19 protein-coding genes are annotated in these 23,458 nt (G+C 65.2%); 7 read left to right on the top strand and 12 right to left on the bottom strand.

From position 1 onward, the window contains the following. The first annotated feature begins 135 nt into the window (after positions 1-135). From hchA to B4400_RS21080, 3 genes are read left to right on the top strand one after another with little or no spacing between them, the layout of a single operon-like run. Positions 136-1,014, top strand: coding sequence for a glyoxalase III HchA (gene hchA, locus B4400_RS21090; RefSeq protein WP_078312648.1), 879 nt, complete (start codon positions 136-138; stop codon positions 1,012-1,014). 38 nt (positions 1,015-1,052) lie between these two features. Beyond that, entirely contained in the window at positions 1,053-1,463 is a 411-nt protein-coding gene (locus tag B4400_RS21085) for a DoxX family protein (RefSeq protein WP_078312612.1), read from the top strand. Between the two features lie 34 nt (positions 1,464-1,497). Continuing rightward, positions 1,498-1,917: a DoxX family protein gene (locus B4400_RS21080; protein WP_078312611.1), complete on the top strand. Its 420-nt coding sequence runs from the start codon at positions 1,498-1,500 to the stop codon at positions 1,915-1,917. Here B4400_RS21080 and B4400_RS21075 read toward each other — a convergent pair. Next, the gene (locus tag B4400_RS21075) at positions 1,904-2,842 is read right to left on the bottom strand and encodes an endonuclease/exonuclease/phosphatase family protein (RefSeq protein WP_078312610.1); all 939 of its coding nucleotides are present in this window, start codon (positions 2,840-2,842) and stop codon (positions 1,904-1,906) included. The genes B4400_RS21080 and B4400_RS21075 overlap by 14 nt on opposite strands. 52 nt (positions 2,843-2,894) lie before the next feature. Between B4400_RS21075 and B4400_RS21070 the strand changes: the two genes are divergently transcribed. Then, the gene (locus B4400_RS21070; RefSeq protein ID WP_078312609.1) at positions 2,895-3,398 is read left to right on the top strand and encodes a nuclear transport factor 2 family protein; all 504 of its coding nucleotides are present in this window, start codon (positions 2,895-2,897) and stop codon (positions 3,396-3,398) included. Between the two features lie 10 nt (positions 3,399-3,408). Here the strand turns inward: B4400_RS21070 and B4400_RS21065 are convergent, their stop codons facing one another. From B4400_RS21065 to B4400_RS21025, 9 genes are all read right to left on the bottom strand, one after another. Next, on the bottom strand, positions 3,409-4,698 hold the full coding sequence (locus B4400_RS21065) for a sensor histidine kinase (RefSeq protein ID WP_078312608.1): 1,290 nt from the start codon (positions 4,696-4,698) through the stop codon (positions 3,409-3,411). Beyond that, the gene (locus tag B4400_RS21060; protein WP_286142374.1) at positions 4,695-5,375 is read right to left on the bottom strand and encodes a response regulator transcription factor; all 681 of its coding nucleotides are present in this window, start codon (positions 5,373-5,375) and stop codon (positions 4,695-4,697) included. Before B4400_RS21060 ends, B4400_RS21065 begins: the two co-directional genes overlap by 4 nt. A gap of 67 nt (positions 5,376-5,442) precedes the next feature. After that, a complete protein-coding gene (locus tag B4400_RS21055) occupies positions 5,443-6,000 on the bottom strand; it encodes a hemophore-related protein (RefSeq protein WP_078312606.1) in 558 nt (185 codons plus the stop codon). 145 nt (positions 6,001-6,145) lie between these two features. Further along, positions 6,146-6,478, bottom strand: coding sequence for a hemophore-related protein (locus B4400_RS21050; protein WP_078312605.1), 333 nt, complete (start codon positions 6,476-6,478; stop codon positions 6,146-6,148). Positions 6,479-6,532: 54 nt separating this feature from the next. Then, positions 6,533-9,514, bottom strand: a complete 2,982-nt coding sequence (locus B4400_RS21045; RefSeq protein ID WP_078312604.1) for a bifunctional [glutamine synthetase] adenylyltransferase/[glutamine synthetase]-adenylyl-L-tyrosine phosphorylase — start codon at positions 9,512-9,514, stop codon at positions 6,533-6,535. Between the two features lies 1 nt (position 9,515). Then, positions 9,516-10,856, bottom strand: coding sequence for a type I glutamate--ammonia ligase (gene glnA / locus B4400_RS21040; RefSeq protein ID WP_078291412.1), 1,341 nt, complete (start codon positions 10,854-10,856; stop codon positions 9,516-9,518). Between the two features lie 41 nt (positions 10,857-10,897). Beyond that, entirely contained in the window at positions 10,898-12,430 is a 1,533-nt protein-coding gene (locus tag B4400_RS21035) for an alpha/beta hydrolase (protein WP_078356033.1), read from the bottom strand. Between the two features lie 35 nt (positions 12,431-12,465). After that, positions 12,466-13,983, bottom strand: a complete 1,518-nt coding sequence (locus B4400_RS21030; RefSeq protein ID WP_212566666.1) for an alpha/beta hydrolase — start codon at positions 13,981-13,983, stop codon at positions 12,466-12,468. Between the two features lie 25 nt (positions 13,984-14,008). Then, entirely contained in the window at positions 14,009-15,382 is a 1,374-nt protein-coding gene (locus tag B4400_RS21025; protein ID WP_078312601.1) for a WS/DGAT/MGAT family O-acyltransferase, read from the bottom strand. A 184-nt stretch (positions 15,383-15,566) separates the two neighbouring features. On the opposite strand from B4400_RS21025, the gene panB reads away from it, so the two are divergent. After that, positions 15,567-16,412, top strand: coding sequence for a 3-methyl-2-oxobutanoate hydroxymethyltransferase (gene panB, locus B4400_RS21020; protein WP_078312647.1), 846 nt, complete (start codon positions 15,567-15,569; stop codon positions 16,410-16,412). Between the two features lie 4 nt (positions 16,413-16,416). On the opposite strand, the gene B4400_RS21015 is transcribed toward panB, so the two are convergent. After that, positions 16,417-18,249 carry a fatty acyl-AMP ligase gene (locus B4400_RS21015; protein WP_078312600.1) on the bottom strand — a complete coding sequence of 611 codons (1,833 nt, stop codon included), beginning with the start codon at positions 18,247-18,249 and terminating at the stop codon, positions 16,417-16,419. A gap of 271 nt (positions 18,250-18,520) precedes the next feature. On the opposite strand from B4400_RS21015, the gene B4400_RS21010 reads away from it, so the two are divergent. Continuing rightward, on the top strand, positions 18,521-20,008 hold the full coding sequence (locus B4400_RS21010; RefSeq protein ID WP_078312599.1) for a CYTH and CHAD domain-containing protein: 1,488 nt from the start codon (positions 18,521-18,523) through the stop codon (positions 20,006-20,008). Here B4400_RS21010 and B4400_RS21005 read toward each other — a convergent pair whose 3' ends face one another. Continuing rightward, positions 20,009-21,433 carry an RNB domain-containing ribonuclease gene (locus B4400_RS21005; RefSeq protein ID WP_078312598.1) on the bottom strand — a complete coding sequence of 475 codons (1,425 nt, stop codon included), beginning with the start codon at positions 21,431-21,433 and terminating at the stop codon, positions 20,009-20,011. 939 nt (positions 21,434-22,372) lie between these two features. Between B4400_RS21005 and B4400_RS20990 the strand changes: the two genes are divergently transcribed. Beyond that, a complete protein-coding gene (locus B4400_RS20990) occupies positions 22,373-23,455 on the top strand; it encodes a hypothetical protein (protein WP_139361795.1) in 1,083 nt (360 codons plus the stop codon). Positions 23,456-23,458: the final 3 nt, after the last annotated feature.

The following is a 23,458-nucleotide window of genomic DNA, read 5'->3' as shown; positions in this document are numbered from 1 at the left end:
GCCGTGTAATCCGCACATCGTCAAGGCCCCCGGGATCTTCCCGGGGGCCTTGTCATTTGTGCGGCACGGAATACCTCGCACCGACGTAGGTTGAAAGTAGATGTCCCGTCTAACTTTTCGAGGAGCGTGGAATCCGTGCCGAACGCAGCCGACGAACTGAGCAAAATCCCTGCCCCCGACCCTGCCGAAGACAACGCCTACTTCCCGTCCCCCTACTCGCTGAGCCAGTACGTGCCCTCCACGACCGACTTCGCCGGCGTTCGTTACGAAAATGCCTACACCGGTGGACGCTGGAAGATCCTCATGATCGCTACCGAAGAGCGCTACATGCTGATGCAGAACGGCACGATGTTCTCTACCGGTAACCACCCCGTCGAGATGCTGCTCCCCCTGCATCACCTCAAAGCCGCCGGCTTCGGGATCGACGTCGCCACAGTGTCCGGTAACCCCGCCAAACTTGAACTCTGGGCGATGCCGCGCAAGGACGAAGCCGTCCTGACCACCTACTCCGAGCTTTCCGCGCAACTTAAGAAGCCCCAGAAGCTCTCCCATGTCATTGCCGAGGGCCTGGGCCCCGACTCGGATTACCTCGCCGTGTTCATCCCGGGCGGCCACGGCGTGCTCCTGGGCATCCCAGACAGCGAAGAAGTCCGGACGGTCTTGGACTGGGCGCTGGAGTACGACAAGTACGTCATCACCTTGTGTCACGGCCCGGGGGCATTGCTCGCCGCCGGCCTGGATCGCGAGGATTCGCCTTTCCGGGGCTACAGCCTATGCGTTTTCCCCGACAGCCTGGACACTGGGGTGAACATCGAAATCGGTTACATCCCAGGACAAATGCCGTGGCTTGTCGGAGAGAATCTGCGTAAACAAGGTGTCACCATCCTCAACACCGGAATCACCGGGCAAACACACGCCGACCGCAAGCTCCTCACCGGCGACAGCCCGTTGGCGTCCAACAACCTCGGCCTTCTCGCGGCAGAGACGCTGGTGAACGCGGTTGCCGACGCGTAGACAGGAATAAAGCGGACTATGGTCCTATTGTTAGACGCATGGCTCTCGCTGATATCGAAAACAAGCTCACCGGTCTGACACCGGTCGCCCTGTCGGCATTCCGGATCGTGGTCGGGTTCCTCTTCTTCCTGCACGGCACCTCCCACCTGTTCGGTTGGCCACTCGCCTCGTTCCTGCAACCCGTCGGCACGCTGCCCTGGTGGGCCGGCATCATCGAATTCCTTGGCGGAGCGGCGATCATCCTCGGGCTCGGCACCAGATTCGCCGCGTTCGTGTCCTCGGGTGCGATGGCAGTCGCCTACTTCAGCTACCACCAGCCCGAGGGACTGCTGCCGATCCAGAACAACGGGGAGGCCGCCGCTCTCTACAGCTGGATCTTCCTGCTACTAGTGTTCACCGGCGGCGGGTCGCTGTCCCTCGACCGATTCATTACCCGCGCTAAGCGCTAAGTCGTTACGCGCGAATTGGTTTAGCATCCTGGCCATGGCCTCCTCCAGCACCTCCAGCTCAGTCGCCAAGCTCGACGGCGCCACGCCCGTTGTCCTGTCGTTGTTCCGGATCGTCTTCGGATTCCTGTTCACCGTCCACGGCACCGCCATCCTGTTCCGCTGGCCCGACCTGGCTTCGATGCCCCCGGTCGAGTCGTGGTCACTCGGCTGGTGGGCAGGTGCCGTCGAGTTCCTCACCGGCGTCGCGATTCTGTTCGGCGCCGGAACCCGGATAGCGGCCTTCATCGCCTCGGGAACGATGGCGGTTGCCTACTTCACCCAGCACCAATCCGCCGGGCTGCTTCCCATCGAGAACAACGGCGAGCTGGCGGCCCTGTTCTGCTGGGGCTTTTTCCTCTTGGTGTTCACCGGCGGCGGATCGCTCTCGGTCGACGCGGCGCTCAAGAAGAGCTAGGCACCACCACCGTGGCGATGAGCGCCCGGTGGTCGGTGCCGTAGATCTCCTGAGTACTCACCGAGGTGGCGGCCGCCCCTCGGGTCAGTACGTGGTCGATCCCGATCAGCCTGGTGTACCAGCGCCCCTCGCGCCAGGTCGGCAGCCAGCCGGCCCCGGCCTGATCCACCGCGTCGGCGAAACCGCCCGTGAGGATCTGCCGGAACACGAAGTGGTCGTAGGTCGCGTTAAAGTCGCCGCCGACAATCACTTTCACATCGGGGCGCAGTGCCTGCAACTGACGGCCAATGGTGTCCAGCTCGGTGAGCCAGCCCGGTGAACTCATGTCCTTCTCCGGCGGACGGGTGTGCACCGCGACGAGCATGACCGGCCCCACTCCGGGGATCTCGGCCTCCGCCCAGATCTGCCGCATGGCAAAGCTCTGGTCGTCCTGATGCACCGGGGTCAGCGGGTATCGACTCCAGATTCCAGTGCCAGCCGCCTTCGGTTCGGCGATGGTGTACGAATAAGGAAGCACCGAATCAATTCCCGCGGCAACGAGTTTCGCCCGGGCTTCCGGGGTGAGCTCGTCAACGGTCACCACACCCACATCGTGCTCGTGAATCGCGGCCACCACCGCCCCGGCGTCACCGACACCGAAACGCAGGTTCGTCTGCAGCACCGTGACGGTTGTCCCCTGCGGGTGGCTGTCGGGCAGGTAAAGCGGTGCGATGGCAAGCACCTGCAACGCGATCACGACGGTCGCCGTCAACACGCCCCACCACTGCCGCACTGCGAGGAACAGCAACAGCCCCAGGATCATCAGCAGACACGTGACGGGCCAGCCGGCGGTCAGCCCGATCAGGGGTGACCAGCTTGTGCGCACCCAACGGGACGCGATAGCCAGCATGGCGACGATGCTCAGCAGCCAGCCCAATGCCCCCACGGCGCTCCGTCCTCGCACCTCAGGGACGGTACCTTATGGCACTCTCTTAGCCATGCCATCGTTTAGCCGCGCCGAACTCGAGGAAGCGTTCACGCAACACCAGGCCACCGTCCATCGCTGCATCGAAACCGGCGACTGGAACCCCTATGCCGAGATGTACACCGAGGACGCCCTCTACATCGAACACGTGGTGGGTCGCCTGCACGGCAAGGAGGCCATCCGGCAGTACATCACCGCGGTCATGGCGGAATTCCCCGGCAACCACATGCCCAGCCTGCCCGCCACCTGGACCGTCTTCGACCCCGAAAAGGGTTGGGTGGTCTGCGAAATCGATAACGTGATGAGCGATCCCGGTGACGGCCAGCATTGGGGCGAGCCGAACCTGACCGTGCTGCACTACGCCGGGGGCGGCCTGTGGTCGCAACAAGAGGACGCCTACAACCCCGCCAACATGGTCAAAATGGTGCGGCGTTGGTGCAAGACCGCCGAGGCCTCGGGGAACCTGCCCGGGGAAGCCCGCGAGTGGCTCGACAAATACGGGTCCCGCAAGAACTAGACGGGCAGGTCTATTCGGCCAAGATCGTCAGCGTCGCCCGCAGACCGCCCAGCGGGCTGGCCGACAGCACCACGTCTCCCCCGTGCAACGCGGCCTGCTGCGCGACAAGCGCCAGACCCAATCCCAGCCCGCCGGGCTTGGCGCCGGGTCCACGCTCAAATCGCCCGAGCACCCGTTCCCGATCGGCCTCGGGTAGCCCGGTGCCGTCGTCATCGACCTCGATGACCAACCGGTCATCCACCCGATTGGCGGAAAGCACAACGTGTTTGGCGTCGCCATGGTTGATGGCATTGCGCACCAGGTTGTCGACAGCCAGCCGCAGCCCGTCCGGCCAGCCCAGCACCACGCCGCAGTCGTCGGAATTGACGGTGATCTCCGGCGTGGCGGCACGGTGCATCAACGCATCCGCTGCCACCCGGTCCAGCAGGTCGGCGATGTCCACCAGTTCACGGTCCTCACGCCGGGCGAGGTCTCCCGAGGCCAGTTGCCCCAGTGCCGTAATGGTGGCCTCGACACGGCGTTGCGCGCGCTGCAGGTCGCCGATCACCTCGGAATGTTCCTCATTCGAGAGGTCATGTGCGCGCAAGGTGTCCAGGTCTGCGCGCATCGCGGTGAGCGGGGTGCGCAGCTCGTGGGCGGCACTGGCGGCGAAATCGCGGGCGGCCAGAAGCGATTTGGTGGTGTCGGACTGCGCCGCCGAGACCCGCCCGAGCATGGCGGTCAGGGCGTCGGCAAGTTCTTCGGACTCCCGGGCACCGCGCACCGCGGCGACCTGCAGGCCGTCGGTATCGAGCTGCCGGGTCTGCTCGGTGAGCTGACGCAGTGGCCGCACCGCCCGCCCGGCGAACAGCCACGCGAAGCCGCCGGCCAGCAGCATCGAGAGCACACCAAGGGCGATGAACACCGGAATTCCGCGGTGGTTCACCAGTACCGCGTCCGCCCGGGTTCCCAGCGAGAGCACGGTCTGCTCTTCGGGGTTCTCGATAGTCCGGACACGGTAGGTGACACCCCCGACGTTGACGTTCTCGGTTCCCAGCGGCAGCCTCGGCAGCTCGACACCCCGGAAGATCACCAGCCCACCGCTTGTGGAGTCCCGGACGGTGAGCACAAAGGTGGTGTCCCCGTGCCGGGTGGTGGCCTGTACCGCATCGACGAGAACGTCGAGGCGGCGGTCCAGCTGTTGAGTATCGTTGCGCACCAACGCGATACCAGCGACGATGCCGATCAGGGCAACAACCAGGCCAGCGGCCAGGAAGGCCGCTACCGCGACCCTGGTGCGCAGGGAAAGCGAGCGTTTCACGGCTCTTCCCTCATCACGTACCCCACACCTCTGACGGTGTGGATGACACGGGGGGCACCTCCGGTTTCCAGTTTGCGGCGCAGATAGCTCACAAAGACGTCGGCGACATTGGTCTCGACGTCAAAGTCGTACCCCCACACCAGTTCCAGCAGCCGGGCGCGGCTGAGCACCACACCGGTGTTTTCGGCCAGCACCACCAGCAGATCGAACTCGCGCTTACTCAGCTCGACGCGTTCTCCGCTGGCGAAGACCAGCCTGCGAGATACGTCCACGGTGATCTGTCCGACGGTGATGGCGGAGGCGGCCAGACCGCCGCCACCGGCGCCGCGACGGCGCAGGAGGGCACGCAGGCGCGCCACCAGCTCGCCGAGATCGAAGGGTTTGGTCAGATAGTCATCGGCGCCGGCCTCCAGGCCGGCGATCCGGTCGTTGACGGTGTCGCGTGCGCTGAGGACGCAGATGGGGATGTCGTTACCCAGGGCCCGCAGTGCGGTAACCACCGCCACCCCGTCCAGCTCGGGCATCTGCACATCGAGCACCAGGGCGTCGGGTTCGTCGGCCGCGAGCTGGGTAAGCGCATCACGGCCATCGACAGCGACCCGGACGTCGAAACCCGAATGACGTAGCCCGCGGGCTACCGAGTTCCGAACGTCCGGGTCGTCATCGACCATCAACACCTTGTGACGAGCGGGGGTTTCCTGAGTCATTGCTGCCTAAGGCTAGGCCGCCCGTCTAAGTGTGTTGTTAGACGTCCTGCTGATCGACCACCGCGGTGACGGCCGGCGATGCCGGCTTGGCCGGCGCGGCCGGCTGCGTATTGGCCGTTTCCGCGACTTCCTGAGCCGGCTGCTGCTGCGGCGCGAAGGGGTTCCACGGCTGCTGCGGCTGCTCAGCGGGGGCATTCTCGGTGGCAGGCGCAGCGGGCTGGCCCACCAGTCCGGCAGGAGCTGCCGGGGCCGCGTCATCGGTGTCCGCGCCACAGCTGTTCTTCAGGCTCGTCAGCGGCTGACGGATCTTGTCGAGCTCGGCCTTGGCGGCGGGCTGACCATCGAGGTAGGTCTTGATGGCTTCACGGCGCTCGCCCTCGGGCGCGCCCTTGGCGGCCTTGGTGATGCCGTCGTTGATCGTCGGGTTCTTGTCCAGGTAGCTCGCGACCTGGCTCGACACGGTCGAGTGGGTCCGGGCGAACTCGGCGGCAGTGCACTGGCCGGGAGCTGCGCCAGCGGCACCCGCGAAGGCCAGGGCGCTGGCGACCGCGCCGGCACCAACGACACCGCTGAGTACAGCAGAGGTGAACTTCATGGAGTACTCCTTGTTCAGCGTTACAGCCGACGACGTGCCGGCTCGTCCGGGACGCTATCGAGCGTTGGTTGGACGGTCATGGCCCGAACGTTAAGAAACCATGAGAAGCGCTGAGAAAATTACATTCGTGAGGTTTGACGAGCACCTAACCGTCGGGCCAGCAGCGGTTCTTGAAGTCCTGCACGGGCTGACGGATCGCGTCCAGGTCCGCCCTGGCCGCCGGATTCGCCGTGAGGTAAGCCTGCACGGCCTCATGCTTGGCACCGCCGTCGCCGGGGGTGTTCTTGAGGGCATCACTGATCCCCGCGTTGACGTCGGGATGGCGTTCCAGATACTCCGCGCGCTTGGTCGCCTCCACCGCATCGAGCCGTGCCTCCTCGGAGACGGTGCAGTCACCCGGCTTCGCCGCGGCGGGCGCCGCCATGCCCAGAGCACCGGCGACAACACCAAGACCCACGACGATCGATGTGCACTTCATGGCCGCTCCTTGAAGGACTGGGATCCGCGGAAAGGGATCGTGACCCGCAAGAAGCTACCCCCCAAAGACGCGCTGTACGACCGCTTTCGCGCGCCTGGTCACCCGCAGATAGTTGTCCAGAAACTCGCCGCCGTCGGTGTCCGGCCAGCCCGCGGCCGCCGCCACGGTATTGAGCAGCCGCCCGGGGCCTGGCAGTTGGTCGGTGGGCTTACCGCGCGCCAGCACCAGCGCGTTACGCGCGTTGGTTGCAGTCAGCCACGCCTGGCGCAGCAGCTCGGCATCCTCGGCCTCGATGAGCCCGGCCTCGGCCGCGGCATGCAGTGTCTGCAGGGTCGATGTGCTGTGCAGGGACGGATGTTCGTGGGCGTAGCGCAACTGCAGCAGCTGCACGGTCCACTCCACGTCGGCCAGCCCGCCACGGCCCAGCTTGGTGTTGGTGTTCGGATCGGCGCCGCGGGGCAGCCGCTCGGCATCCACCCGCGCCTTGATCCGGCGGATCTCGCGCACCGCATCCAGGGCGATGCCACCGGCCGGATACCGCGTCTTGTCGATCATGTGCAGGAACCGCAGACCCAGGTCGGCATCGCCGGCGACGCTGTGCGCGCGCAGCAGCGCCTGCACCTCCCACGGCTGTGCCCACTGCGCGTAATAGGTCTCGTAGGCCACCAGGGTGCGGACCATCGGCCCATTGCGCCCCTCCGGACGCAGCCCGGTGTCGACCTGCAGCGGCGGATCGGTGCTCGGCGCGCCCAGCAGCTTGCCCAGATTCTCGGCGATCGTCGCCGACCAGCGGACAGCCTCGTCGTCGGTGGTGGCACCGCGCGCCTCGCACACGTACAGCACGTCGGCATCGGATCCATAGCCCAGCTCGCCTCCGCCCAGCCGGCCCATCCCGATGACGGCGATACTCGCGGGAGCCTCGTCCCCTTCGGGGACACTCCCCTTGATCAGGGCGTCCAGGGCCGCCTGCAGCACCGCCACCCACACCGAGGTCAGCGCGCCACAGACATCGACCACGTCCAGCAGACCCAACAGATCCGCCGAGGCCACCCGGGCCAGCTCCCGGCGCCGCAATGATCGTGCCGCCCCGATCGCACGCTCGGGATCGGCATGCCGTGCCGAGGACGCGATGAGCGCTCCCGCCACCGAGACAGGTTCTGCCTCAAGAAGTTTGGGCCCATTAGGCCCGTCGGCATACAGCTGGATCACCTCGGGCGCGCGCATGATGAGGTCCGGCACATAGGCGGAGGTGCCCAGTATTCGCATGAGGCGCTTGGCCACCGCGCCCTCGTCGCGCAGCGTGCGCAGGTACCACGTCTGGTCGACCAGCGCCTCGCTCACCCGGCGATAGGCCAACAGTCCGGCATCCGGATCGGGAGTGTCCGCCAGCCAATCCAAAAGTGTTGGTAGCAGGATCGTTTGGATGCGCCCGCGGCGCCCGCCCTCCTTGGTCAGCGCGGACAGGTGACTGAGCGCATGCTGAGGCTGCTGGTAACCCAGGGCGGCGAGCTGACGCACCGCCGCCTCGTTGGACAGCCCCAGCGCTTCCTTGTCGAACTCGGTGACCGATTCCAGCAGCGGTTGGTAGAACAGCTTCGTGTGCAGGCGAGACACCCGTACGGCCTGCCGCTTGATCTCGGCGCGCAGCACCCCCAGCGCGTCGTTCTGCCCGTCGGGGCGCACGTGGGCGGCCCGGGCCAGCCAGCGCATCGCCTCGGTGTCCTCCGGCGCCGGCAGGGTGTGGGTGCGCTTGAGCCGCTGCAACTGCAACCGATGCTCCAGTAGCCGCAAGAACTCGTACGAGGCAGTCAGATTCGCACTGTCGTCGCGCCCGATGTAGCCGCCCGCGCTCAGCGCCGCCAGGGCGTCGATGGTCGAGGCGACGTGCAGCGACTCATCCACCCGGCCGTGCACCAGCTGCAGCAGCTGCACCGCGAATTCGACGTCACGCAGCCCGCCGGTGCCCAGTTTGATCTCACGTTCGCGCAGGTCCGCCGGCACCAGCGACTCCACCCGGCGGCGCATGGCCTGCACTTCAGACACGAAATCTTCACGCTCGCAAGCGGTCCACACCATCGGCATGAGGGCGTCAATATACGCCTTGCCCAGCTCGGGATCGCCGACGGCGGGCCGCGCCTTCAGCAGCGCCTGGAACTCCCAGGTCTTGGCCCAGCGCCGGTAGTAGGCCACATGAGAATCCAGGGTGCGCACCAGTGCCCCGGCCTTACCTTCCGGGCGCAGTGCCGCGTCCACCTCGAAGAAGGTGCTGGAGCCGATGCGCATCATCTCCCCGGCGACGCGGGTGGTCAGCGAGTCCGCCTCCTCGGCCACAAAGATGACGTCGACATCGCTGACGTAGTTGAGTTCGCGCGCACCGCATTTGCCCATTGCGATGACGGCGAGCCGGGGCGGCTCCTGCCCGTCCGGCACCACCAGCGACACCGCAACGGCCAGTGCCGCCGTCAGCGCGGCATCGGCCAGATCCGCCAGGTGCTGGCCCACCACCGGGAACGGCAACACCGGTTCGTTCTCGACGGTGGCCGCGAGATCGAGTGCGGCGAGCACCAGGAGCCGATCCCGATAGGCGTCGCGCAACGCCGAGATCGCGGTGCCCTCGGATACCGAGGCGCGTCCCCCGACCGCACCCACGGCCGCCAGGAATCGTTCTTGGAGAGCCTCTTTGGACTCGAGTTCGATATCCCCGACCAGCAGCTGCCAGCGGTCCGGATGCGCCACCAGGTGATCGCCGAGCGCCAATGAAGACCCGATCACCGACAGCATCCGCCCACGCAGTGCGGTGTCGGCGCCGAGCTCCCGATCCAGCGCCGCCCAGCCGGCGCCCATTTCCTCATGCAGCCGGATCAGGGTGAGCAGTGCGGCGTCGGCGTCGGGCGACCTCGACAACGACCACAACAGCGGGACGTGCGCCTCGGTGGTCCAACCCAGCTCTTCGAGCAGTGACGCGGCCCGCGCATCGACAAGCCCCAGCCTCCCGACACTGGGAACCTTCGAACGCTCGGTGGAGGCTCGAGTCACCTCAGAGACCCAAGTAGGCCCGCAGCTCGAACGGGGTCACATTGCTGCGGTAGCGCGCCCACTCGGCCCGCTTGTTCCGGAGGAAGAAGTCGAAGACATGCTCTCCCAAGGCTTCTGCGACCAGCTCGGAACGCTCCATCGCGATGAGCGCGTTCTCCAGCGTGCTGGGCAGCTCCTTGTAACCCATGGCCTGACGCTCCGCGGCGGTCAGCTGCCACACATCGTCCTCGGCCTCGGGCCCAAGCGTGTAACCCTGTTCCACACCACGCAACCCGGCGGCCAGCAGCACCGCGTACGTCAGGTACGGATTGCAGGCCGAGTCGGGGCTGCGCACCTCGATGCGGCGCGAGGACGACTTGTTGGGCGTGTACATCGGAACCCGCACCAGCGCCGAACGGTTGGCCGCACCCCAGGATGCCGCCGTGGGCGCCTCACCACCGTGTACCAGGCGCTTGTACGAGTTCACCCACTGGTTGGTGACAGCGCTGATCTCGTTGGCGTGCTCCAGAATTCCCGCGATGAACGACTTACCGACGCTGGAAAGCTGTAGCGGGTCATCGGGATTGTGGAATGCGTTGGTATCGCCCTCGAACAGGCTCATGTGGGTATGCATCGCACTGCCGGGGTGATCGCTGAACGGCTTGGGCATGAAGGTGGCATGCACACCGTCGATGATCGCCACTTCCTTGACCACATTGCGGAACGTCATCACGTTGTCCGCCATGGACAGAGCGTCGGCGTAGCGCAGGTCGATCTCCTGCTGGCCGGGCGCGCCCTCGTGGTGGCTGAATTCCACGGAGATGCCCATGGATTCGAGCGCATCGATGGCATGCCGGCGGAAGTTCGGCGCCGCCTCGTGCACGGCCTGGTCGAAGTACCCCGCGTCATCGGCCGGGATGGGCGCCGAGCCGTCGTCGGGCAAGTTCTTCAGCAGGAAGAACTCGATCTCCGGGTGCACGTAGCAGGAGAAGCCCAAATCGCTTGCCTTGGCCAGCTGGCGACGCAGCACATGCCGCGGATCCGACCAGGACGGCGATCCGTCGGGCAGCTTGATATCGCAGAACATCCGCGCGGAGTGGTGCTTGCCGGCGCTGGTGGTCCAGGGCAGCACCTGAAATGTCGACGGGTCGGGGTGCGCGACGGTGTCCGATTCGGAGACACGGGCGAAGCCCTCGATGGAGGATCCGTCGAAGCCGATGCCCTCTTCAAAGGCGCCTTCGAGTTCGGCCGGCGCGATGGACACGCTCTTGAGGTAGCCAAGCACGTCGGTGAACCACAGCCGGACAAAACGGATATCGCGTTCTTCCAGCGTGCGCAGCACGAATTCCTTCTGACGATCCATGGTCAGAGGCTATTACATCCGGCGTACACGGGCACGGATGCTCAGCACCGCACGTCCTTGGGAGGCACCGTGCCGTCGACGAAGTAACGCGTGACCGCCTCGTCGACACATGCCTCTCCGTTGAACGCGACGGTGTGCTGAGTGCCCTCGTAGCTGATGAGGGATCCGTTCAATTGCTGCGCCAGCGCCACACCGGCCTCATACGGCGTCGCCGGGTCGTGGGTGGTGGAGATGACCACCACCGGAGGAAGCCCGGGAGTCGACGGGGTGTGCGGTGCCGATGTCGGCGCCACCGGCCAGAACGCGCACAAATCGCGCGGAGCGTATCCGGTGAACGTGCCGTAGCTCGAGAACGGCGCCTGCTCACGAAGTCGTTTGTCGGCGGCCACCCAGGGAGCGGAGTCCCGCGGGGTCGGCCCGTCGACGCATCGGATCGAGTTGAAGGCGTCCTGCAGGTTGTCGTAGCGCCCCTGGTCGTCGCGCTCCTGGTACTGGTCGGCCAGCCACAGCAGGTCATCGGGTCCGCTGCCATCGACCAGCCCGGCCAACCCGGCGGAGGTGAGGTACTTCCAGTAGCGCGGTGTGTACATCGCCTGGATGGTGCCGGTGATGGCGTCCTGATAGCCCAGGCCGCGCGGGTCGTTGGTCTTCGCGGGCTTGGTGACCAACGGATCGATCAGTTGGTGAAAACGCTTCACGGCCTGCGACGGGTCGGTGCCCAGCGGGCACTTGGGGTCCTTGGCGCAGTCGGCCGCGTAGTCGTTGAACGCCACCTGGAATCCGGTCATCTGCCGGACGTTGGATTCGACCGGATCGATGGTCGGGTCGATCGCGCCGTCCAGGACCATCGTGCGCACATTCTGCGGAAAGTACTCGGCGTACTGGGTGCCCAGCTCGGTGCCGTAGGAGTAACCCAGGTAGTTCAGCTTGTTATCGCCGACTGCCGCCCGGACGATATCCATATCCCTTGCCGCCGAAGCGGTTCCGGCATTGGCAAGGAAGTCCAGTCCCATCCGGCTCGCGCAGTCGTTGACGTACTGGCGGTACACATCCTCGATGTGGGCGACCCCGGCCTGGCTGTAGTCGGCCAGCGGCTCCTTGCGGAAGGCGTCGAACTGGGCGTCGGTGCGGCACCGCAGGGTTGGGGTGGAGCCGCCGACACCGCGCGGATCGAACCCGACGATGTCGAAGCTCTGCCCGACCGCACTCTCGCCGAGCTTGGCGCCCATGCCGGCCGCCAGGTCCACGCCCGATCCCCCGGGCCCGCCCGGGTTCACCAGCAGTGCGCCGACGCGCTTTCCGGTGGCGGGCACCTTCAGCACAGCGAGCTCTGCCACCGCACCCATCAGCTTGTCGTAGCTGACGGGCACCTTCACCTTGGCGCACCGGGCCGTCGGGATGCGGCTGGTGTCACTGACGAAGCCGTCGCAACTGCCCCAGGTGACCTTCTGGTCATAGAACGCCTGCAGCGACGGGCTCGGTGCCGGCAACGGCACAGCGGCCGCGGGGATGGCAGGGAGGGCCGCCGAGAACATCAAAAGAATCACCGGCAACGCTCGGCGCATCCGCATCATGGGCCACATCGTGCCATGTCGGATGCCAAAAGGGATCAGCAGCGGGCGCCTTCGGCCGGAGTCGTGACCTTGATGAGATATGTCTCCGCCGCTTTGTCGACGCACTGATTCCCGTCGAACACAATGGTGTGCTTGGTCCCCTCGTAGGTGAGCAGGCCTCCGCCGAGTTGTTTGGCCAGCTCAACACCCGCCTGGTACGGGGTCGCCGGATCGAACGTGGTGGACACCACCAGCAGCTTGGGCAAGCCGGGCACGTTGATGGGGTGCGGCTTGCTCGTCGGCGGTACCGGCCAGAACGCACACACGCCCAGCGGTGCGTTGCCGGTGAATGCGCCAAAGTCCTGGAACGGGGCCACCTCACGGATGCGCCGGTCCTTCTCGACGGTCTTGGCGCGGTCCGTCTGCGGTGGTTCGTCCACACAGTTGATGGCGGTCTGCGCATCCTGCGCGTGGCTGTAGTGCCCCTCTTCGTCGCGCTTCATGTACGCGTCGGCGAGCAGCTGCAGGATGTCACCCGACCCCTCGCTGAGCTGGCGCAGCGCCTTGGTGAACGCCTCCCACAGCGTGGGCGAGTACATCACCATGATGGTGCCGATGATGGCGTCACCGTGGGACAGGCCGCGGCCGTCCTTGGTCTTGGCCGGATGCTCGACCAGCGGATCGATCATGGCCCGGTAGCGCGCGGTCGCCTGCGCGGGATCCGTGCCCAGCGGACAGCTGGGGCTCTTGGCGCAGTCGGCCGCGTAGTTGTCGAAAGCCTTTTGGAATCCCGCGATCTGGTCGATATCGGCCTGGGTGGGATCAGCGTTGGGATCGATCACCCCGTCGAGGATGAGGGCCCGCACATTCTGGGGGAACTGCTCGGCGTACGTGGTGCCGATTCGGGTGCCGTACGAATAGCCCAGGTAGGTCAGCTTTTCGTCACCGAGGGCGGCACGAAGCCGATCCATATCTTTGGCGACGTTCACCGTGCCGACGTTGGCGAGGAACTCCAGGCCCACCTTGTCGATGCAGCGCTTCACGAAGTCCTTGGAGTCCTGCTCCATGCGGGCGACACCCTCGGGGCTGTAGTCGGTGTCGTTCTGCGCGCGCAGGCGGTCCACGTCTTGGTCCGAGTTGCACTCGACGGCCGGGGTGGAGGACCCCACACCACGCGGATCGAAGCCGATGAAGTCGAAGCTGTCGCGGATCTCCCTGGGCACCTGCTTGACGATGGCCGTTGCGGCCTCGATGCCCGATTGGCCCGGCCCGCCGGGGTTCATCAGCAGCGACCCGATCTTGTTGCCCTTTGCCGGGTACTTGATGATCGCCAGGCGCGCCTTGGCGCCGTCGGGTTTGGCGTAGTCGACAGGCACCTCGAGTTCCGAGCACACCGTGCTGGCCGGCACCGTGGTGTTTTCCGGCGTGAAGCCGTCACAGTCCCCCCAACTGAGGCCGGTTTCGGACGGTCGCGCCGCCGTCGCCTGACCTTCCACTGACCGCACACAACCAGAGACGACGGCTACCACCGAGGCAAGAGCCAATACGGCAGCAACCCGCCGACCACGAAACATCATTCAGCCATGGTGCCAGAAGGGACTAGATCCGGGCCTTCAGCTCCTGGAGCGCCACGCCGAAATCGTCGGTCAGCGTGGACAGATCGGGCATCAGATCGGGGCAAGAAATCAGGCCGACATTGAGTTTGCCGTCCAGCGACATCACCGTGACGGTGAGCGCGGCGCCGTGGAAGATCGGCCCCAGCGGATACATCCCGACGACCTGCGCGCCCAAGAAGTACAGCGGCACTTGGGGTCCCGGCACATTGGAGACCACCAGGTTGTGGATCACCGGGTGGCGGTCGGCCAGCCGGATGCGCGAGTAGACCCGCATCGCGGTGCCGAACACGGCGGGCGCCGCGAACTGGCTCCAGTCCTGCAGCAGCGTCGCGCCCAACACGGCGGTGTGTTCCTTCGCGACGTTGTTGGCCTCGGCGATGGCACCGAGACGGTCCACGGGATCTTCAATATTGGTCTCCAGGCGGGAGAACATTCCCGAGACCTGGTTTCGCCCCGGGCGGTCCGACTTCTCATGCACCGACACCGGAACCATGGCCACCAATGAGCTCTCTGGAAGCTCACCGCGGTCGTCCAGATACTTACGCAGTGCGCCGGCGCAGATGGCCATCACGACATCGTTGACCTTGACGCCGAAGCGGTTCTTGACCGCGCGGACGTCCTCGAGGTCCAGTTGGGCGTAGCCGACGTTGCGGCGGCTGGTGATCGTGGAGTTGAACGAGGTCCGCGGCGCCGAGAACGGCGCGGTCATGGCCTCGCCGCGCTTGGAGCGCTCCAGCCAGGCCGGAATGACGCCGATGGTCGAGGGCAGCAGCTTGGCGAACTTCAGCGGCCGCGAGGCCCATTTGAGGGCTCCGGTGACCGCGATCTCCAGGCTGTTGGCGCCGCCGACACCCGGCTCGGGTTCGGGCGCTTCGGCATCGGGTTCCACACCGCACAGCGCCGACATCAGGTTGGCGCCGGTGACACCGTCGACCGAGGCGTGGTGCATCTTGGTCATGACCACCAAGCGGTTCGTGTCGCCTGTCTCGATGACCCACATTTCCCACAGCGGCCGGGCGCGGTCCAAGGGCAACGAGGCGATGTGTCCGCACATATCGGCGATCTCGCCCTTGCCTCCAGGCGAAGGCAGGCCGACGTGGTGCAGGTGCCGGTCGATGTCGAAGTCGTCGTCGTCCACCCACACCGGGTGGTCCAGGTTCAGGCGGCTGTCGGCGAGCTTCTCCGTGAACGAGGAGATTCCCTCGACGCGCTCGACCAGCTTGGCCCGCAGTTTCTCGAACGAGTAGCCACCAGGAATGGTTGTGGTGTCTAATTCCAGTACCCCGCACACGTGCATGGGTTGGGTGGGTGTCTCGAGATAGAGAAAACTGGCGTCGAGTCCGGAAAGCCGCTGCATGCCGCAGATGCTAGGCGAGCCTGGTAGCCCCCGTGCCCGAATGCGGCGACCACAGATGTGACCAAGTCCACGCGCTCGGATATTCATCTCATCGCCGCCCGGTGGCACACTGAACATCGTTGGTAACCCAGGGACCCGAACGGGCCTTGAGGAGATTATCGAAAAGGTGACAGTGATGTCCGAGATGTCCGAATCTGCTTTGTACGGCGCTGCTTCCGAGACGAACGCAAAACCGCGTACCAAGACCCGCGTGCACCACTTGCAGAAGTGGAAAGCCGAGGGCCACAAATGGTCGATGCTCACCGCGTACGACTACTCGACCGCACGGATTTTCAACGATGCCGGGATTCCCGTTCTGCTGGTCGGGGATTCGGCCGCGAACGTGGTCTACGGGTACGACACCACCGTGCCGATCACCATCGACGAATTGATTCCGTTGGTACGTGGTGTGGTTCGCGGTGCCACCGAGGCCCTGGTGGTCGCCGACCTACCCTTCGGCTCCTATGAGGGCGGGGCCGCTCAGGCCCTCGCCAGTGCCACCCGGTTCATGAAAGAAGCCGGCGCCCACGCCGTAAAACTCGAAGGCGGAGAACGCGTTGCCGATCAGATCGCCACGCTGACGGCTGCCGGGATTCCGGTGGTCGCACACATCGGGTTCACCCCGCAGAGCGTGAACGGGCTTGGCGGATACCGGGTTCAGGGCCGCGATGACGCCGCCGCACAGCTCATTCACGATGCCATCGCGGTGCAGGAAGCCGGAGCCATCGCCGTCGTCATGGAGATGGTGCCGGCAGAGCTGGCAACACAGATCACCGGCAAGCTCACCATCCCCACCGTCGGCATCGGCGCCGGCCGGGAATGCGACGCCCAGGTGCTGGTGTGGCAGGACATGGCCGGGATGACCAGCGGCAAGACCGCCAAGTTCGTCAAGCAGTTCGGTCAGGTCGGCGCGGAATTACGCAAGGCCGCCGAGCAGTACGCCGATGAGGTGGCGCGCGGAGCGTTCCCCGCCCCCGAACACAGCTACTGATAGCTCAGGCGCGCACGCCGAGCTTGTTGTCCAGGTATTCCTGGCGGCAGGCTCGGCGTGCGAGCTTTCCGCTGGTGGTGCGTGGAATCGCACCGGCCTGAACCAGCTGCACATCCGCGATGGGCAGGTTGTGCCGCCGCGATACGGCCGCGCGAATGGCATCGACGATGGGCTCTGGAGCGGCGCGGCCCGCACCGGCAGCACGTTCGGCCACGATGACCAACCGCTCCCCCGTGCCGTTGCCCTGATCGACGCCGGCGGGCAGCTCGTTCGCGGGCGCCGAGAAGGCCGCCACGAATCCATGCCGCACCGCGGGTGAGGCTTCCTCGACGGTGGCCTCAATGTCCTGCGGGTAGTGGTTGCGGCCGTCGATGATGACCAGGTCCTTGACCCGTCCGGTGATGAAAAGCTCACCGTCCAGGTAGACGCCCAGGTCTCCGGTGCGGAACCAGGTGGCACCGGGCTCGGTACCAGCGGCGTGGCTGCCTTGGTCGAGCCTGGCCTGCAGCTTGTTGCGGAACGAAAAATCGGTCTCCTTGGGCCTGCCCCAGTAGCCGCGGCCGATGTTGTCGCCGTGCAACCAGATCTCCCCGACTTCACCGTCGGGCAGCTCGGTGTCCGCGTTCGGGTTGACGATCACGGCCCATTGGCTGCGCGCGATCTTGCCGCAGGACACCTGCGGGACCGCGTTGTCGTGGTCGGCCCCCACCCGTATGGCGCGCCCGCTGCCCAGCTCCTGGCGGTCCAGATACACCACCGAGGCCTCGGCGTCGGAGGGAATGGTGGAGACGAACAGCGTCGCCTCGGCCATCCCATAGGAGGGCTTGATGGTGGTCGGCGGCAGTCCGTACGGCCCGAAGGCGTCGTTGAACTTGCGAATAGAGGAGATGCTGACCGGCTCGGATCCATTGATCAGACCCGCGACATTACTCAGGTCGAGCGTCTCGCCGTCCTTGGGCAGGCCGCGCTCTGCCGCCAGCTCGAACGCGAAATTCGGTGCGGCGGCAAAGGTTCGGCCCAGGTGCCCCTCGGCGGCAAGTTCCTTGATCCACCGTCCCGGACGCCGCACGAACGACACCGGCGACATCAGGGTGATCCGGCCCCCACAGAGTGGGAACAGGATCATCAACAGACCCATGTCGTGATACAGCGGGAGCCAGCTGACACTGCGGATGCTGTCGTCGAGCCCCACCGAGATGATCATCTGCAAGACGTTGGTCATCACCGCGCGGTGGGTGATCTCGACACCGGCGGGCACCCTGGTGGACCCCGAGGTGTACTGCAGGTAGGCGATGTCGTCGGTATCCGGCGTCACCTTGACGTAGGTGGCGGCCACCGAATCGGGCACGCTGTCGACGGCGATCACGCGGGGTCGCCGTTCCCGGGGCAGTCCGCGGACAAATCGGCTGACGGACTCGGCGGCGGCGTTGTTGGTCAGGACGACGGTCGGCTGTGCGTCGGTGAGCACCGAATCGAGTCGTTCGGAGTGGCCGGGAAGCTCCGGAGCAAACAATGGAACCGCAATGTTGCCGGCCTCGATGGCGGCATAGAAACCGACCACGTAATCGATGCCCTGCGGGGCCAGGATCGCGACGCGATCGCCGGGCTTGGTGACTTGCTGAAGACGGGCCGCGACAGCCTGAGAGCGCTGGCCAAGCTGTGTCCAGTTGAGATCGTTGGGTTCGCCGTCGGAGTTGGCATTGAAGTCCAGGTACCGGTACGCGAAAGTGTCGCCCAGCTCGGCTACGGCACGTTCAAGGTAGTAGTTGACGGTATAGCCATCCGGCAAGGTGATCGCACCTTTGCCGTCCAAGTACTCCTCAACACGTAATTTCATGTCGACCTCGGTCTAGCTGTGGATACGGCGGGCGTCCCATAAGGGGACGATACCGACCGCACAACACCAACACTCGGCACCACACGCGGTGCGAAACGAATACGGCTGCCCAATCTGATACCCCGACCTTATGAGAATCCTAAGAGAATCTTAGATTACCCCGTGACAAGTCGTGACCATTGTTTACCTGAATGTGGCACCGTGTCTCATACTCGCCCAAGCCCGCACACGCCGAGCATCCCGTCCCTTCGACCGTCAGGGCACACCCCTCATGCCATCTCAGCACGTCGAGGTCGAGCGGAAGTTCGACGTCACCGACGCGACCATCAATCCATCATTCGACGGGATTTCCGCTGTCGCGCATGTGGAGCAGCAACCCCAGCAGGAATTGAACGCGGTGTACTTTGACACGCCCGACCAGCGGCTGGCCTACCAGCGCATCACGTTGCGGCGACGCACGGGCGGCACCGACGCGGGATGGCACCTGAAGTTGCCGGCGGGGCCGGACACCCGAACCGAGCTGCGGCTCCCCCTCGACGAAGGCGACGACGCGGATTCTCTTGCGGTTCCGGAGGAGCTGCGGGACACCGTGCTCGCGGTGGTGCGCGAGGACGAGCTGGCCCCGGTGGCCCGCATCAGCACCGTGCGCACGGTGGTGCGGCTGATCGGCGCCGAAGGTGAGCAGCTCGCCGAATTCTGCGATGACCAGGTGACCGCCACTCGGCTGACGGGCCAGGACTCCGGCGAGGAGGCCGCCGTGCAGAGCTGGCGGGAATGGGAGCTGGAGCTGTCGACATTCGGCGACACCGCACTGTTCGACCGGGTGACCGCTCGTCTGCTGGACGCCGGAGCGGCCCCGGCCGGGCACGGTTCCAAGTTGGCTCGTGTTCTTGACGTCCCCGAGCGTGCACGCCCCTCCGGTAAGGATCCCATCCAACGCGCCCTCCTCGAGCAGCTGGATCAGCTGCTCGGCTGGGACCGCGCGGTACGCGCGGACACCGATGATTCGGTGCACCAGATGCGCGTCACCATTCGGCGGATCCGCAGTCTGCTGCAGTCCAATCCGGAACGCTTCGGCGTGGACACGAACACCGAGCCGCTCGACGAGCTGCGCCTGCTGGCCAACATCCTCGGGGGTGCGCGTGATGCCGAGGTGCTGGCGCAGCGCTACGCCGCCGCGCTCACCGAGCTTCCCGAACCACTCATCCGGGGCCCGGTGCACGAACGTTTGGTGGATGCGGCCCAGCAGCACTATGACAACGGGTTACGCCGGTCGTTGGCGGCAATGCGCAGTCATCGTTACTTCCGGCTGCTCGATTCTCTGGACGCACTGGTCGCTTCCGCCGGGCCGCCCTCGGACACCCATCACGCGGACGAGGGCGGAACACTCGACGCCGCGTACCGCAAGGTGCGCCGCGCGGCCCGGGCAGCGGCGCGTGCCGAGGGCGAGTATCGCGACGAGGCCCTGCACCGCATCCGCAAGTCGGCTAAGCGGCTGCGCTACGTGGCCAGCGCCGAGGGCGCGAAGCGAGTCTCGCAAGCGGCCAAGGACATCCAGGAACTGTTGGGTGAGCATCAGGACAGCACGGTGAGTCGCGCATATCTGGCCACGCAGGCCGCCGAGGCGCACAGCGCCGGTGAAGACACCTTCACCTACGGGGTGCTGTACCAGCGTGAGCACGACGCCGCCGAGACCGCACGCCACCAGGTGGAGGCGACACTCAAGGCGCTCCGTCAGGCCGTGCGCCACAAGAAGTGATCAGCTGCCCTCCGCTGGAAAGCCGAACAGCACGGTCCGGGTCTCCGGATTCGCTTCACGCAGAGTGAGTTTGGTGCGCTGGCCCTCGGGTGGATCGCCTTCGCAACGGGCCAGAATCGGCGGATCTGCCACGAAAACCTCAGCGGCTCGCTTCTTCTCCGCGCCTCGCAGCACGGCCGAATCGAAGGTCTGACCCTTCTGCGGGGCAAGCACGGTGGCCTCGGTGAGGTCCACACACGCCTGCTCCACCTTATTGGCCAGCGTATTCGAGGTCAGCAGCGACGATCTGACGTCGGCCAGGCCGTCGCGTGCCCACTGCGGCACCGGCGTACCCGCCGACAGCGCCAGGCAGATTTCCGTGGCGAACCGGTCGCCCAGCCGGCGCAGCGGTGCGGTCACGTGCGCGTAGGGGGCGGCGATACCCGCATGCCCCGCCGCCTGGTCATCCGGGCGGTTACCGTCGAAGACTAGATACGAAGCGCCCCGCAGGAGCGTGGTCGCCTGCGTCATCATCGCCAATGTTGTCGTGGCGCAGGGATCTAGAGCGGCCAGTTGGGCACCGATCGGGGTATCGCTCGACCAGGGCAGCCCGAGTGCATCGGCGGTCCGGCGGATCCACCGGCGCACATCGCCGTCCGCGGGCGGCAGCGTGCGCAGAATGCCGATGCCGCCATCGAGCATGATCTGCGCGGCGCAGATCCCGGTGAGCAGCGATATCTGCGCGTTCCAGCCGTCGGTTTCCGTGCGCGCCTCGATGCCGAGCTCCCAGTCACCGCTCGGGCCGCGCACGACTTCCTGCTCGGGCAGGCTCAACTCGATCGCTCCCCTGGCCAGTCCGAGATCTCTTCTCTTACGCCCGAATTCAGGGAGCACAGCGATCGAGGGATGCGGGTCCCCGGCATCCGCCGCGTCTTGAGCCTCCCGGTAGGTCAGCTGCCGTGTGGACTTCACCAGGGCGCGCTGAACGCTCCAGCTGACCGGGTTGGCATCGCCATCGGTTTCGATGCGCCATAGCGCGGCTGGCCGAATCTCGTGGGGCAGCAAGCTCGCCGATCCCTCGGAGAACACCAAGGGGTGCAGCGGCACCGAACCGTCGGGCAAGTAGATGGTCTCACCGCGCGTGCGGGACTCGCTGTCCAAGGCGCTGCCGGGTTCGATCTGCGCGGCGACGTCGGCGATGGCGTAGTGCAGCAGGTAACCGTTATCGGTGCGTTCCAGGTGCAGGGCCTGATCCAGGTCGCGCGATCCGGGCGGGTCGATGGTGACCAACTCCAGATCGGTGCGGTCGATACGCTCCGCGTGGTGTCGGTCGACGGCCTGGGCGGCATCACGCTGCGCGTCGGTACCGAATTCGGTGGGGAGCGTGAACTCCGCACGGATGCCGTCGAAGCTGAGGTCGCGGGCGACCAAGCGCTTCAACGTCACCGATCCAGACTAATCCAGGTCGGGAGGCGGACGAGTTGGCCTGTAAGCCGGACATTGACTTTCGAGATTTCAGCAGTTCACCGCCACTTGGTGTCATTGGTGGCGCATGGCGGTCAGCGGGCGACTCATGCAGGTGAACGTTTAGTTTCTCAGCCTGCCTCAAGCTGCCACCAGTGGTCGCAGAGTGCTGCTGTGCGTAGCACCTGCGTAGTGGACCTACCTGCTCTGCATTCGATTCGCCAAACACGTCGCACAAGCGACAACCTCCCCCAGGGGTGTACACGGCATGTACTCGCGGTCGTACGGCACTGACAGTATTTGCGGCCATGGCGGACAGATTGACTTGGAGTAGGGCGCGGATGGAGACTAGCATTAGCATCGTCGGTGAGGAGGTGTGGCTCGTAATGGTCTCAACTGAGCCAGCCGAGGAAGAACCTGGGAACCCTTCCTTACAGGCTATTTCATCCACGCCAGGGCCGAAGGTGCAGCGCAAGGACTGCGCGAAACTCTCGCCGATGTCGGGAGCGGAGCCCTAGCCCCCGACTTGTTCGCCTTCGGGACCGATGAGACCGGCTTGCCACGGCAGTGTCACGTTCGACGGCCAGATAGTCAGTTGCAGCGTGGCGTCCCTCACCGTGAACGTATAACGGGGGCGCACCCTGCCGCACATGTTCGCGTCGATGTTGGTTTGAGGCCAAGAGACGGCCTGCATGTGTTCGCTGGTATCGCCTAAAGAACTAGTGACGCCAGAGAATGTCGTGTCGCTCCCGTTAATTGTCGGGCCTCGGCTGTATCGTGCGCGCTGTACGGGAAACAAAACCCGGACCTCATCCCAGGGGGTTAATCCTGTCCGCCCGCAGCTTGCATCCATTTCCGGCACGAATGGCCCCGGAGATTGCGACGGACTCGATTCCGGCCGACTCGGGGAGGCGGTTAAGGGTGCTTGACCCGATGTGTGGTTCCGGCACCGTCCTGACTATCGCGGCTGAGCGGGGCCATAAGGCATACGGCCGGGACGTTGATCCTCTAGCGGTATTGATGGCGACCGTGGCGACCAACAATCTCAGGGTCGACGACCTTCCAAGCCTGGGAGAGGCTCTCGCGCACCGTGCATCGCGATCTACTGCGAAGCAACTTCCTTGGACAGACCAAGAGACCATCGATTTCGCAAACTTCTGGTTCGATGAGCCTCAGCAGTTCCAACTACTTCGTATCGGCGCGCAGATCGCAGCTGTACCGGACACTCGCCTCCGCCAAGCACTACAGGTAGCACTGAGCCGAACGATCATTACCAAGTCGCCTCGCGCATCCCTTGCAGCAGACACATCGCACAGTAGGCCCCACCGTGTCATCGAGCGTAACAACTACAATGCCTACGAAGGCTTCGCAAAATCCGTCGCCGACGTTGCAAAACTGCTTGGGAGCAGGTCCATCTCCGTTGAACCGAACGTCCGCCAAGGCGATGCACGCAAGCTCTCGGGCATTCCAAACTCGGGTATCGATCTCGTGGTCACATCTCCCCCATACCTAAACGCGATCGATTACATGCGCGGCCACAGGCTATCTCTGATCTGGTTTGGTTACACCGTCGGAGAACTCCGGAAGATTCGGTCAGAATCGATCGGTAGTGAACGGGTCCTATCGAAGGAACGCGCCGGCGAGGTCGGTCACCTATTGGAGTGCGCCACAGACGCGGGGTTAGACCGTTCAGATTTGCCTATGGGCGTTATCGCGCGCTATTGCCACGACCTTACGGCATTCTCGTCCGAGCTCTCAAAGAAGATAAAAGTGGACGGAAAAGCAGTGCTTGTAATCGGAAACTCAACCCTAAAGGGAAAGTACATTCGCAATGATCTCATGGTACAGCGATCATTCGAGTCCTCCGGCTTTACGAGCATAGGTCGACAAGAACGTGAACTACCCGAAAATAGGCGGTACTTGCCCATCGCAACTAAGGGTGCGTCAGCCCTAACAAAGCGAATGAGGACAGAAGTCATTCTGACGTTGACAAAAGAAAAATAGTCC

Origin of the sequence: Mycobacterium sp. D16Q13, assembly GCF_002013375.1 — a bacterium.
In the GTDB taxonomy this organism is placed as follows: Bacteria; Actinomycetota; Actinomycetes; order Mycobacteriales; family Mycobacteriaceae; genus Mycobacterium.
This window is presented reverse-complemented; position numbering and strand designations above follow the sequence as displayed.

Bases quoted from the DNA above. Each gene is read 5' to 3' on its own strand.
- glnA (WP_078291412.1), bottom strand. From the start codon at position 10,856: ATGGATCGTCAGAAGGAATTCGTGCTGCGCACGCTGGAAGAACGCGAT.
- B4400_RS21070 (WP_078312609.1), top strand. From the start codon at position 2,895: ATGCCATCGTTTAGCCGCGCCGAACTCGAGGAAGCGTTCACGCAACAC.
- B4400_RS21085 (WP_078312612.1), top strand. From the start codon at position 1,053: ATGGCTCTCGCTGATATCGAAAACAAGCTCACCGGTCTGACACCGGTC.
- B4400_RS21030 (WP_212566666.1), bottom strand. From the start codon at position 13,983: ATGTTTCGTGGTCGGCGGGTTGCTGCCGTATTGGCTCTTGCCTCGGTG.
- panB (WP_078312647.1), top strand. From the start codon at position 15,567: ATGTCCGAATCTGCTTTGTACGGCGCTGCTTCCGAGACGAACGCAAAA.
- B4400_RS21055 (WP_078312606.1), bottom strand. From the start codon at position 6,000: ATGAAGTTCACCTCTGCTGTACTCAGCGGTGTCGTTGGTGCCGGCGCG.
- B4400_RS21080 (WP_078312611.1), top strand. From the start codon at position 1,498: ATGGCCTCCTCCAGCACCTCCAGCTCAGTCGCCAAGCTCGACGGCGCC.
- B4400_RS21050 (WP_078312605.1), bottom strand. From the start codon at position 6,478: ATGAAGTGCACATCGATCGTCGTGGGTCTTGGTGTTGTCGCCGGTGCT.
- B4400_RS21035 (WP_078356033.1), bottom strand. From the start codon at position 12,430: ATGATGCGGATGCGCCGAGCGTTGCCGGTGATTCTTTTGATGTTCTCG.
- B4400_RS21025 (WP_078312601.1), bottom strand. From the start codon at position 15,382: ATGCAGCGGCTTTCCGGACTCGACGCCAGTTTTCTCTATCTCGAGACA.
- B4400_RS21010 (WP_078312599.1), top strand. From the start codon at position 18,521: ATGCCATCTCAGCACGTCGAGGTCGAGCGGAAGTTCGACGTCACCGAC.
- B4400_RS21015 (WP_078312600.1), bottom strand. From the start codon at position 18,249: ATGAAATTACGTGTTGAGGAGTACTTGGACGGCAAAGGTGCGATCACC.